Origin of the sequence: Leptolyngbya sp. CCY15150 (assembly GCF_016888135.1) — a bacterium.
Classification (GTDB): Bacteria; Cyanobacteriota; Cyanobacteriia; order RECH01; family RECH01; genus RECH01.
On sequence record NZ_JACSWB010000147.1, the window covers coordinates 283,859 to 296,157 of the forward strand.

The 12,299-nt window shown below is 54.2% G+C and carries 11 protein-coding genes; 7 read left to right on the forward strand and 4 right to left on the reverse strand.

Annotated features, from left to right (window positions below; all coding sequences use genetic code 11):
• Positions 1–404: 404 nt before the first annotated feature.
• Positions 405–1,070, forward strand: a complete 666-nt coding sequence (locus tag JUJ53_RS06785; RefSeq protein ID WP_204151244.1) for a DUF1997 domain-containing protein — start codon at positions 405–407, stop codon at positions 1,068–1,070.
• A gap of 324 nt (positions 1,071–1,394) precedes the next feature.
• Positions 1,395–2,483 (forward strand): hypothetical protein, encoded by a 1,089-nt coding sequence (locus JUJ53_RS06790; protein ID WP_204151213.1) that lies wholly within the window; start codon positions 1,395–1,397, stop codon positions 2,481–2,483.
• 18 nt (positions 2,484–2,501) lie between these two features.
• Here the strand turns inward: JUJ53_RS06790 and JUJ53_RS06795 are convergent, their stop codons facing one another.
• A complete protein-coding gene (locus JUJ53_RS06795; protein WP_204151214.1) occupies positions 2,502–3,404 on the reverse strand; it encodes a DMT family transporter in 903 nt (300 codons plus the stop codon).
• Between the two features lie 188 nt (positions 3,405–3,592).
• Here JUJ53_RS06795 and JUJ53_RS06800 point away from each other — a divergent pair, with 188 nt between their 5' ends.
• The 3 genes from JUJ53_RS06800 to JUJ53_RS06810 all read left to right on the forward strand — a co-directional run bounded on the left by JUJ53_RS06800 (position 3,593) and on the right by JUJ53_RS06810 (position 5,934).
• On the forward strand, positions 3,593–4,063 hold the full coding sequence (locus JUJ53_RS06800) for an Lrp/AsnC family transcriptional regulator (RefSeq protein WP_239124825.1): 471 nt from the start codon (positions 3,593–3,595) through the stop codon (positions 4,061–4,063).
• Positions 4,060–4,662, forward strand: a complete 603-nt coding sequence (locus tag JUJ53_RS06805; protein WP_204151215.1) for a LysE family transporter — start codon at positions 4,060–4,062, stop codon at positions 4,660–4,662. The genes JUJ53_RS06800 and JUJ53_RS06805 overlap by 4 nt, the downstream gene beginning before the upstream one ends.
• A gap of 90 nt (positions 4,663–4,752) precedes the next feature.
• Positions 4,753–5,934 (forward strand): M23 family metallopeptidase, encoded by a 1,182-nt coding sequence (locus tag JUJ53_RS06810; RefSeq protein WP_204151216.1) that lies wholly within the window; start codon positions 4,753–4,755, stop codon positions 5,932–5,934.
• Between the two features lie 89 nt (positions 5,935–6,023).
• Here the strand turns inward: JUJ53_RS06810 and grxD are convergent, their stop codons facing one another.
• The 3 genes from grxD to JUJ53_RS06825 form a co-directional block, all read right to left on the reverse strand.
• Positions 6,024–6,347 (reverse strand): Grx4 family monothiol glutaredoxin, encoded by a 324-nt coding sequence (grxD, locus tag JUJ53_RS06815; RefSeq protein ID WP_204151217.1) that lies wholly within the window; start codon positions 6,345–6,347, stop codon positions 6,024–6,026.
• 208 nt (positions 6,348–6,555) lie between these two features.
• Positions 6,556–6,813, reverse strand: a complete 258-nt coding sequence (locus JUJ53_RS06820) for a BolA family transcriptional regulator (protein WP_204151218.1) — start codon at positions 6,811–6,813, stop codon at positions 6,556–6,558.
• Between the two features lie 341 nt (positions 6,814–7,154).
• Positions 7,155–7,766 carry a hypothetical protein gene (locus JUJ53_RS06825; RefSeq protein ID WP_204151219.1) on the reverse strand — a complete coding sequence of 204 codons (612 nt, stop codon included), beginning with the start codon at positions 7,764–7,766 and terminating at the stop codon, positions 7,155–7,157.
• Positions 7,767–8,507: 741 nt separating this feature from the next.
• Here JUJ53_RS06825 and JUJ53_RS25040 point away from each other — a divergent pair.
• On the forward strand, positions 8,508–10,625 hold the full coding sequence (locus JUJ53_RS25040) for a S8 family serine peptidase (RefSeq protein ID WP_204151220.1): 2,118 nt from the start codon (positions 8,508–8,510) through the stop codon (positions 10,623–10,625).
• A gap of 246 nt (positions 10,626–10,871) precedes the next feature.
• Positions 10,872–12,125: a lipid-A-disaccharide synthase-related protein gene (locus JUJ53_RS06835; protein WP_204151221.1), complete on the forward strand. Its 1,254-nt coding sequence runs from the start codon at positions 10,872–10,874 to the stop codon at positions 12,123–12,125.
• The last annotated feature ends 174 nt before the right edge of the window (positions 12,126–12,299 follow it).

Genomic DNA, 12,299 nt, shown 5'->3' on the forward strand with positions numbered 1-12,299 from the left:
TACTTGGGCGACATGAATGTCCAACTCGACGATCTTCGTAGAATGCCGTAGATCTAACCTCATAGGAGGAAACATCTTGTGTGAATTTCATCTATTTTTCCGTAGATCAAGCGTGTTAACGAGTAGAACACCGAAGCTATGCTAAATGTAAATCGCGTCTGATTTGCTCTGCCCCTGTCCAAATCATGGTCACCAGACGATGGATTCTACCTCAAGGCTGGGCAATCTAAGGCTAGTCGTCTTCAGAGATTCCTCGTTTTAGGCAGGAGTTGAACTGAGTGAGCTATCCTCAAGCATTGAGGGCGATCGCCCATCAGGTGTCTTGTTCAATGTCGGACTATATTGCCTATCCCTGGATCAGGTAAGCAATTAAAACAATGCTACTTTTCAAGGAACTTGAAGCTATGCAGGCCCATTCAGCAGAACACCAAGCTTTTGAGACATTCGAGACATTTGAATCTGTTATGGGTCTAGACATGGTGACTGACCCCGCTGAACAGCCTGTAGAGCTTGCGGCGGCAGCGGCAACCCATTTTCGCGGGCAGTATGCCAACTGTATGGCCATGTATGCCGATGCTCAGACCGTTGCCGACTATCTAGACATTCACTCCGAGTGGTTTCACCGCTGCGCCCACCCCATGAAAACCGATGCCCTTGGGGATAACGGCTATGCTTTGACCATTGGTCGGTTTGGCTCCTTTGGGTATGAAGTGGAACCCAAAATTGGTCTACACTTGCTGCCCCAAGACGAAGGCGTTTACCGGATTGAAACCATTCCCGTTCCCGACTACGAAGCACCGGGCTATCACGTTGATTTTCGGGCAGCGCTACAGCTTGTGGAAGCCGTCTCTGAAACCGGCACGCCTCTAACGCAGGTGGAATGGGAACTGGATCTGGACGTGGCTATCTATTTTCCTCGATTCATCCGGGCTCTACCCAAATCTCTCATCCAAGGCACCGGCGATCGCCTCCTGAACCAAATTGTCCGCCAAGTCTCCCGCCGCCTCACCCACAAAGTGCAAATGGACTTCCACCAAACTCGCGACATCCCGTTTCCTAAGGCCTCTTAGTTTTAGACTAGGACTAGTCGATGCAGACATCGGCTTCAGGTTTTAACGGGGAATTCGAGTATGGACAGTATTGATTGGACAAGCGTCATTCCTGCAGGGCTAGCGATCGCCATTTTTGCGGGCGGATTGTTCATGCTGGTGTCTGGCGTTTGGGCATCCCGCGATCAGTAGTATCCCAAGTATCCCAACGCCCCAACATCCGAGGGGCGATCGCCCCAGCAAACGAGTTAACATACCGTAATCATAGTTTTCCCAGCAGCATCGGGATCAGGTGCTGGGTCTTGGGCATCCTAATCAATAGGATGTTCTCAAGCAAGTGCCACGATGACACAGCACCCGATTAGGTCACCCCAGGAACCCCACATTTCTTATCAACTCTGGGGGATGGCGATCGCGGGCTTGTGTTTGAGTGGCATAGGCCTACTGCTGCCGATCATGACACCGATCATGATGCCGCTGTTGATGGTGGTTGCTGTCGGGCTATTGCTGCAGATTTATAACCAGTCTCGCAAGAACCAACAGCTCCATAAAGCGCTTCACCGCTATCATCAACAGCTCGCCAAGCTAGAAGCCCAACAGCCTAGGTTTCAGCCTCTGCTGGATGCGATTGCTGATGAACAGCAGCAGCGGCAAGCACTAGAACGAAGGCTTACTGAACTTCAACATCAACTGGATCAGCAACAGATCCAATACCAAGCATTAGACAGCCAGCTACAGGCGGTGCAAGAGGCGTTAGACAAGGCTCGCAGCCAGTCACAAGCTAGCGAAGCCAAGCTCCTAGAGCTTACGCAAGAGAACAGCGCCTATGAGGACTGGATTGAAGAGCAAGAGCAGCGGGCCAAGGATCTTGAAGCCCAAGTCACGTCTCTTGGGACAGAACGCGATCGCCTCCAGACCCACCTCACTGAGGCTGGGGCTAGCATCGCAACTTTAGAGAGCGATCGCCTGCAGCTAGAGGAAACCTGTCAGGAAGCTCAGCACCAGATAGCTGAGCTAGAACAGGAGCTAGAGGAAACCTGTCAGGCAGCTCAGCGCCAGATAGCTGAGCTAGAACAGGAATTAGAACCCTATCGCTTGACGCCGCCCATCTACGCTAACCGTCCTCCGCAGATGAGCAACGAGAAATTTGTCCGCCATGCCGATATCCAGCTTTTAGACTTTCCCCGCCCTGAACAGCTTGCGGAACAGGCCAAGCATCATTACCATCGCCGCAGCAGTGACCCGACCCCGCGCCCCGTGTCCCTGAATGGCATCGTCGATTATCTGAGACACGAATTCACTAACTACGATCGCTTGTGTGAGGAACTAGGTTCCTATAGCCGGCCGGCCCGCAATATTCTCAAGGCCAGAGTCAATGCCCAGATTTGGGAGCGTCTCTCGGAGATGCGGCTCACTCTTGATGATGTCGTCTGAAGCATCCCAATCCAGCGACTATTCCTTGGGCGTGGCGAGGGTCAAGCGCAATCCCATGCCAATCAATCCCATGCTGGCCAGCATCACCGGCGTAATCGGCTGTTGGAAAAACAGCAGGGCCAGCAGCGCGACAAAGATCGGCACGATGCTATACACCGACGTGGCCGTGCGGGTTGGGCCGATCGCTCCCACACTGAGGTTATAGAGCAAGTAGCCTATCCCCGAGGCACCGATACCCATGTAGAGCACCGATCCCAGCGATGCAGGGGAGATCGCGCGCCATGGGCCGCCTTCCCACGCCGACAACAGCAGCAATTGCACCACCCCAAACAGCGCTGCGTAGTAGCTGATGGTGAATCCAGAGTACCGGGCTGAAAGCTTTTTGATGATCAGGGTGTAAATCGCCCAGCAGACCACCGCCGCCAGCATCAGACCATCGCCCCGATTGAACGTGAGGTGCAGGAGAGTGCTGATCTGCCCACGGGTGAGTAGGAACAGTACCCCAAGCACGGCCAGACCGCAGCCCAGATAGTTTTTCAGCAGCAACCGTTCCCGAAGGGCGATCGCTGCCAGACTGCCGGTGACCACAGGACTGAAGGCATTAATGATGGCGCTGTTGGCGACCTCGGTGTAGCGCAGGCTGGAGAAAAACAGCACATGGTAGCCCACCACGCCAAAGAGACCCAGCAGGGCCATGGGCAACACATCTGCCCGCGCCAACCGTAGGGACTGGCGACCATAGTGTCGCACCAACAGACTTAAAAACACAAGGGCGATCGCATACCGCCAAAACGATGTGGTGATCGGGCCCATATCCAACGTGGTGAACTTCCCGGCCACAAAGCTACCTGCAAACAGAGCGCTGGTCACCAAGGGTAAAAGAATTCGCCGTCTGCCTTGCCCGAAGAGTCCCTGACCCATGAATGTCCTCAAATCAGCCCTTAGCTACTCTAGCAGCAGGGTTTACAGCTCGATCGATCAGTCTCCGATCGCCTCCGAATCTAGACGATGGTCAAAATCCCATAAAAACATTGTTTTACAAGTCAAATATCGGATCTCAATTTAGAAAAGAAAGCTAAGATCGTTTTTAAGTTTATAAACGAATGATCATGCTGGATTCTGTTGACTATCGAGTGCTGTATCACCTAATGCGCCAGGGACGGATGACTTGGGCAGATTTGGCTGGAGTGCTATCCCTGTCGTCTCCAGCCGCTGCTGATCGCGTGCGGCGACTGGAAGAGCGCGGCGTGATTACCGGGTATGCGGCGGCGATCGCCCCTGAGCTGATTGGGCTAGACCTATTGGCGTTTATCTTCGTGACCCTTGAGCATCCTCGCCACTGTGAAACGTTTGTAGAGCGTATCCAGGCCATGGACGATGTGCAGGAATGTCATCACCTAGCCGGAGAGGATGACTACATGCTGAAGGTACGCTGCCGCCACACGCGCCATCTTGAACAGGTGATTAGCCATCACATCAAAGGCATTCCCGGTGTCGTGCGCACCCGGACAGCGATCGCCCTTTCAACGATTAAAGAAACCACTCGCCTTCCCTTAGATCTTGATGGAGGCACACCATGAGCGATGTTTTACTGCGGGGTATTGTCATCGGGTTGGCGATCGCTGCCCCGGTGGGCCCCATCGGTCTGCTGTGCATCCGTCGCACCTTGGCGGCGGGACGCTGGGCTGGGTTAGTATCGGGCATGGGAGCTGCGACCGCCGATGCAATCTATGGCTGTATTGCTGGGTTTGGCCTAACGTTCATCTCACAGATGCTCATCGATCAAGCCATTTGGCTGCGATTGATTGGTGGTCTATTCCTCTGCTATCTCGGCATCAAAACGATCGTGACGCCTGCCGCTAGCCAAGCTGCCCCCGTGACCCATGCCGGTCTGGCGGGCATGTATGTCTCAACCTTGGCGCTGACGATCACCAATCCCCTGACTATTCTGTCTTTTGTGGGAATTTTTGCCGGTTTAGGCATGGCCACAGCGGCTCAACCGGGTCTAGAAGCCGCTCAACTCGTGTTTGGCGTTTTCCTGGGATCGGCGATGTGGTGGTTGATTTTGAGCAGTGGTGCTAATCTATTGCGAGGAAAACTGACGCAACAGTTAACCTGGATTAACCGAATCTCGGGGAGCATTTTGGTGGTGTTTGGCGTAATTGCCCTGAATCTTTAAGCGGACACCTGTAAAACAGAGAGGCTGTCCGTTTCAATCGTGTCGTAGTTTCTAATCGTGTTGTAACTGATAGATAATCTTGCCTTGCGAATGACCCTCTCGCGCATTACGGTGACATGGTTTAGTTTAGGGCTGGCGATCGCCCTAGCTCTTTTTCTGTGGGTGCAGGGTGGGGTGCTAGGTGTCCCGAGAGCGATCGCCCAGTCCACAGAATCGGTGGAGAGTTTACAGCAAGAGCAGCAACGCCTAGAGCAAGAGCGTCAGCAGGTTCAAGAAGAACGCGATCGCTTAGAAAATCTAGAAGGATCGGCAACCCAGCGTCTGGATGGTCTCCAATCCACCCTGCGCGCCACGACAGAACAAATTCAGTACAACGAAGAGCAGCTTCAAATTGCCAACCAGCGCCTGAGTAGTTTGGTGGCAGCTCTAGCGGCAGCAGAAGATCAGTACCAAGAACAGCAGTTTGCCACGGTGGCGCGGCTGCGCTATCTACAGCGCCAACCCAGTCAACAGGGATGGGCGCTGTTGCTGCAAAGCCAAAACCTCAATGATTTCATGACTCGGCGACGACAGTTGAAACTGGTCTATCAGTCTGACCGTATTATTCTTGGCGATCTCAAAGTCCACGCCGATGAAATTGATCGGCAGCGGCGTACGATTGCCCGCCAAAAAAATGAAATTGCCCTGCTCACCCAAGAACTCTTGGCCCAGCGATCGGAAGTGGAAGCCCAAGCTCAAAATCAACAGGCTCTGATTAGCCGCCTCCGGGATGATCGAGAGGCCTTGGAGGAAGCCGAAGAGCAACTGTCCCGAGATTCTGCCAACATAGCGGTCTTAATTCAGCAGCGGATGGCGGTGCCCTCCGGGCGCGGCCCAGTGGTTCGCGGTACGGGGCAGTTTAGCTATCCCAATGACGGTTTTATTACAAGTTCTTTTGGGTGGCGATCGCATCCCATCCTAGGCTATGAGCGATTCCATGCCGGTGTAGATTTTGGCTCAGACTATGGCAGCACCATCCGCGCCGCCGATAGTGGCGTCGTGATTTATGCCGACTGGTATGGTGGCTATGGTCTATCGGTGATTGTGGATCATGGCGGCGGGCTCACCACGCTCTATGCCCACTCCAGCGATCTCTACGTCTCTGAAGGGCAAAGCGTGCAACGCGGGCAAGCGATCGCTGCCGTAGGATCGACAGGTCTGTCCACCGGGCCCCACCTCCACTTTGAGGTGCGTGCCAATGGTGAACCGGTGGATCCCATGCAGTATCTCTAGGGCACCGTTTCACAACCTTGAGATCCTATGGCAAAGGCCCCCTACTGAACAGCAAGGGGCGGTCTAGATGATTCGGAGTAGCTCTTCGCTTAGGAAGCGAGGGCGACTTCCACCATCTGTTGCAATTCACCATTTTGGTAGAGTTCGATCAGGATATCTGATCCACCCACAAACTCCCCGTTGATGTAAACCTGGGGAATGGTCGGCCAGTTTGAGAATTCTTTAATACCTTGACGAACCTCTTGATCGGCTAGCACATCAACTGTGCTAAAGGGCACGCCTAAGGAATTGAGAATTTGTACGACATTATTGGAAAATCCACATTGGGGCATGAGTTTATTGCCCTTCATGAAGACCACAATTTTGTCTTGGTTGACCAAAGAAGAAAGTCGATCGTTAATGTCTGAAGTCATAGCGTTCTAGGAAATGAGCCAATTGGTTCTATGGTACTCGTCTACCCAGCCATCGTTGCGTTGGATTCACGAATAGTCAGGATTGATCTAATACAATACCCCCAGGGGCCGGCATGGGAGTGGGAGGCGATCGCCTGCAGTCGTTATAAGATTCAGCCCCCTATGGTGGTAGACCATGACCTAGGCGACCCATGGCCACTGCTAAGCCCTAGGCTGGCTGTTGTTCTGCCCACTGTTGAGGGGTGTAGGTTTTGAGGGCTAGAGCATGAATGGCCTCCGAAGACATGGCCTGTTTCACCGCTCCATACACGAGCTGGTGTTGTTGAACTAATCCTTTGCCCTCAAAGGCAGACGATACGACAATCACCTGATAATGATCTCCGCCCCCCGTGAGGTCTTGCACCTGCACCTGAGCGTCAGACAGTCCAGTTTTAATCATCAATTCAACTTGATCTGGGCTAACCACTGCACGACCTCTACTTATGTTCAAAACATCCGATACGCATCTGTTGTAAACCCAGTTTAACGGTTGGTCTGGGTCACACGCGGGTCTAGCCACTGCAGATTGACTATTGCAAAAGACGGGCTAAGCCGATGGATCTCAATCAACCGTATTGTAGGGCGCTGTCAGGCGCAGCCATAACGCACCATTTCGCTAGGTTTCGACGGGTTACGCTGCGCTAACCCATCCTACCCATAGCTACTAAACTATAGGGTGCTGTTAGGCAAAGCCGTAACGCACCGTTTTGTGAGGTTTCCATGGGTGACGCTGACCCTAACCCATCTGCGGCTTGCGCTTGATGTAGCCTAGGGGGTGTTGGGTGAGATGGTGGTTGAGCCGCCGGATTGTTCGCGAGGGTAGGGAGAGTTGACAAATCCTAGTTCAAACAACTGCTGGTAGGCCTGTTGCCCTAGCTGGCGAGTCGGTTGTTGGCTGCGGATGATTTGAACCAAGAGCGGTACGGCGAGTTCAGGCTGGTCTTGGGCCCGGTGTACGAGTGCTAATTGGTAGGTAGCTTGGTCACGCATTTGGGCTGTTTCTAGGGCCTGGGCTCTGAGATCGTCTGTAATGCGGGTATCGACTCCAGAAAAGCTGGAGGCAAGCTGTTGGTAGAAGTTGGAAAGTTGGTTGAATACCTGCCGTGCGTCTTGAAGGCGGCTTTGGGCGGTGGTGTAGTCTTGGGAGGCTACAGCGGTCTGGGCCTGCTGCATGAGGCGTTGTCCACCCGCAAGACTCAAAATTGTTCCATCTTGAGCTAGGGGGCGCAGATCATCAAATGCGTCCGGTTGTTCTGGGAAATCTTCTAGCTCTTCTAGATCAGACGGCTCCTCAAGAGACTCATCATCTACCGTGATGGATTGAGCATACCCACTTGTGGGGGCAAGTAAAAAAACGGCAAGAGCTGCCGACAATACCACGCGACTCGCGTGCAAACGTGAGCGAACAAGTCTGAACATCATGGTGCAACTGAGTATGACTATGGGCAGTCTGAATGTGGATTTGATCTTCGCGTATCTTACCATTGCCACTCCCCTCTTGAGAGAGATGGTATGAATGAGGGGGTGGTTTCGATCGCTCTCCCTAAGCTACGGGTTAATACTTATGCAGCCAGTTTCTAGATGTAGAATCAATCGTGATCTTGCTACTCTACAGTAGGTGTGCCTCTGGATCCTGACGACTCATGGCACTATCCGGAACTCTTTCTAGGAAGGTTGGCCAACGTCGCTTTCGGCGATGGATGATGATGGGTTCAAGCAGCCGATGGCTAGGCGATCGCGTCAGCAACCCTAGCCTAGTCAAGATCTAAACGGCGATCGCCTATAGAATCTGGATGGTTCACTCAGTCCTTGGACGACGTCAGATGGATCAAGTTCCGCCTGGGATCGGGTTGTCCATGGGGTATCTATGAACCGAGATGGTATGAACCAAAATGCTTGGTATCCTCATGGTTGAGGTCACTCCATTGGCTTGAATCGCTCTTAATCATCGGGAGCATCCCAGTTTCGCAAGTTGACCCTCATCCCCCAACCCCTTCTCCCAAAAAAGGGAGAAGGGGAGCTGGATTCAAAGTCCCTCGCCCGACTTGGGAGAGGGATTTAGGGTGAGGGTTACAAAAGTGGGATGCACCCTAATCATCCTTGTCAGGTAGGAGTTTGTGTATGACTGGTTTTGTAAATCAGCCGGATCGGTCGTCGGACAATCCTTTTGATCCCGCGCTACTGGCCGATCATGAAGGTTTGATCTTGCAGCGAGGCGGGGAAGAATTAGTGCTACACAAATCCAGCGATCGCTTCACGGTGCGGGCGATGGAAGGGCGATCGCTGTCGGGGCTGTCTCGTCATCCAGCGGTGCAAATGATGCGCCCCATTGCCGGCATGGATCTGACGGAAGTGCAGGTGGAGGCTAGTCAGCTTGAGTCGGTGATGGTCTTTGCTCGCAGCTCCGACGATGTGCGTTTTGCCAGCCATGTTTACGAAATGGATGGGGTGTCCCACACACCGGCCTACCTCAGTGATGAGTTAACCGTCCAGTTTGCGCCGGGTATTGATTTAACCAGCATTCAAGCGATCGCCACCAGCATGGGGCTCCAGCTCGTGAAACCGATCGCCGGCGCTCCTCAAGCTTTTATTTTCCACGTTACCAAAGATGCCACGGCCAATCCGGTGAAGCTCGCCAATCGCCTTGCGGAACGGCCGGAGGTGCTCTCGGCCGAGCCCGATGTGATTGTGCGCACCCAGCCCTACTACCGTCCCCAGGTGTCGCACTATGGCAAGCAATGGTATCTCCAGCATGATGGCGGCGATCAGCTCAAGGAGGGCATTCACCTCTCCATGGAAGCGGCTTGGGAGATCACCCGAGGCGATCGCTCGGTGATCATTGCCGTCGCTGATGACGGTTTTGATCTCAATCATCCAGACTTCCAGGGGAAGGGCAAGATGGTTGCACCCAAGGATATGCGTAGGCAGGATGCTGTGCCGATGCCGGAGGCGGATTTAGAAAGCCATGGTACGGCAGTTGCTGGGTTGGCGATCGCTGAAGAAAATGGTGCAGGCATTGTGGGGGTTGCGCCGGGCTGTGCCTTCATGCCAATTCGTACCTCCTCGTTCCTCAACGATCGCTCGGTTGAAGAGCTGTTTGATTGGGCTACAGAACAGGGAGCTGCCGTGGTTTCCTGTAGCTGGGGAGCGACCGCAGTGCATTACCCCCTCTCTACCCGGCAGCGGGCCGCCATTAGTCGCGCCGCCACGGAAGGACGCAACGGCAAGGGTTGTGTGGTCGTTTTTGCTGCTGGCAACACCAATCGTCCGGTCAGCGGTACGGTCAATGAACTGGGCTGGCCCAGCAATGTGCTGCGCGGCCCCACCGAGTGGCTGAATGGCTTTGCCGTCCATCCCGATGTGATCACCGTCTCGGCCTGCACCAGTGTGGGAGAGAAGGCTGCCTACAGCAACTGGGGAACGAACATTTCTGTCTGTGCGCCGAGTAACAACGTTCCCCCCGATGTCTTTCTGCCCGAAACCGGTTATGTGGTTGCGCCGCCGCCCATTCAAAAGGTGTTGGAGGGCAAGGGTATGGTAACCAGCGATCGCTTGGGCAGCAAAGGCTATACTCCCGGCGACTACACCGAATCCTTTGGGGGAACATCGGCAGCTTGCCCGCTCGTTGCGGGGGTTGCGGCCCTGGTTCTGTCGGTGAACCCTGATCTCACGGCTCGGGAGGTGAAGCAACTGCTGCAAAACACGGCGGACAAGATTCTAGATTCCCAGCCCGATCCACAGTTTGGGGAAAGCTACGGCACCTACGATGCCAATGGGCATTCTCGCTGGTTTGGCTACGGTAAAGTCAATGCCCACCGGGCAGTTCAAGCGGCGCAACAACAGCGGCGATCGCCCTCCAGCATCCGGCAACGCCTGCGTCAGTCCTCCACGGGATTGACCGACATTCCAGACAACTTGCCCTTAGGAATGACCAGCGCCCTGCGGATAGATTCGGGCAATCCCATTCAAGACATCCAGATCTCCCTCGACATTCAGCATAGCTATCTGGGGGATTTGGAAATTAGTCTGGAGTCACCCACGGGGCTGCGCCTGCTGCTGCAGGGACGCACGTTGGGTAATCAAACTCGGCTGAACCAACGCTACAATCTGGACAATACTCCAGCCCTACGCCAACTGCTGTATCAAACAGCAGCAGGGGTTTGGAAGCTCACCATCGTAGACTGTGCGCCTGAACATACGGGCTGGCTGAATCGTTGGGAGCTAGACATTGGCGTATAGGTGGGAGGCCGTAGCGATTGGCAAGCCTTTCGACGTCGCTCTAGGCTCAAATCCTGATGAACAGAGGGTTGAGCAATGCTGAAACCCGGCAACGTTGCTTTACTGCTCCAATCCTGATGAGCAGAGGGTTGAGCGGAGCCGAAACCCGGCAACGAAGCTTCATTTTATGGAGTCTACCTACTGAGCAGCTTTTCCTGGGTCAACCAAATCCGGTAAGCTCTAGGGCGTAGGTGCGATAAGGCGATCATGAGTCAGCTAAAAATACTATGCCTGAGTAATGGCCATGGCGAGGATGCGATCGCCCTACGGATTCTCCAATCTCTTCAGCAGCATCCCGCCGCTCCTGAGGTAGCGGCCCTGCCGATCGTTGGCGTGGGGCATGTCTATCGCCAGCACAATATTCCCCTGATGGGGCCTGCGAGGCAAATGCCCTCCGGCGGTTTCATTTATATGGATCGGCGGCAGTTGGCCCGAGATGTACGGAGGGGGCTCCTGACACTCACCTGGGAACAACTGCAGGTGACCCGGCAATGGGCGAAAAAAGGCGGCGTTATTCTAGCTGTGGGCGATATTGTGCCGCTGCTGTTTGCCTGGTTGAGTGGCGCACCCTATGCCTTTGTAGGCACCGCCAAATCGGAGTATTATCTCCAGGATGAAGCTGGACGGCTGCCGCGCTCGTCGTGGTTTGAATCTTTGGAGGGCTGTTTCGGCTCTGTCTACTTACCCTGGGAACGCTGGATGATGAAGCATCGCCGATGTCGGGGTGTTTTCCCTCGCGATCGCATCACCACCCAGGTGCTCCAACAGTGGGACATTCCAGCCTTCGATTTGGGCAATCCCATGATGGACGGTCTAGACGCTACCTCGACTCTGCCGATCGCCAGTGGTGAAAGCGATCGCACCCTAACCATCACCCTACTGCCCGGTTCACGCATACCGGAAGCCTATGAGAACTGGCAAAAAATAACCGAGATGGTGCAGGTGCTGACCACCCGGCTGTGGCAGCGATCGCTCTTGTTTTTGGGGGCGATCGCTCCTAGCCTTGACTTAGATGAGCTGCAAAAAACGCTGATTGCCCAGGGTTGGCAACTCCAGTCTCACCCTGCCCCCTATCGGCTCTATACCCAGCGCAAAGCTCGGCTGATTCTCACCCAAAGCGGCTTTGCCGACTGTCTCCATGCGGGGGATCTAGCGATCGCCATGGCCGGCACCGCCACGGAACAGTTTATTGGTCTGGGTAAACCAGCTCTCACCCTAGCCGGCAAAGGGCCCCAGTTTACCCCTGCCTTTGCCGAAGCTCAGACCCGTCTTCTCGGCCCCTCTGCCATTCTGCTCAAAGAACCCCAGCAAGCGCTAACGGTGATCGATCAACTGCTCAATGATCCCGATCGCCTCCAGTTAATTAGCGAAAATGGTAAGCGCCGCATGGGAACGCCCGGTGCTGCCCAGCGCATCGCCCAAGGAATTGTGCAATGTTTTCAAGCCTCACCAAAACGATGACGACTTGGTGATGGACTGCCGACATGAAACAAACCCAGGGCGTGAGCTGTTTCCATGGGTAGCATTATGTATCCATGCTGAACGGGTGACAAGGCAGCTTAAAATCATACCGTGCTGGACTTTGAGACAATAGAGGGGACAAAAAATAGGGAGCCTCAGTACAGCTCCCCTCAA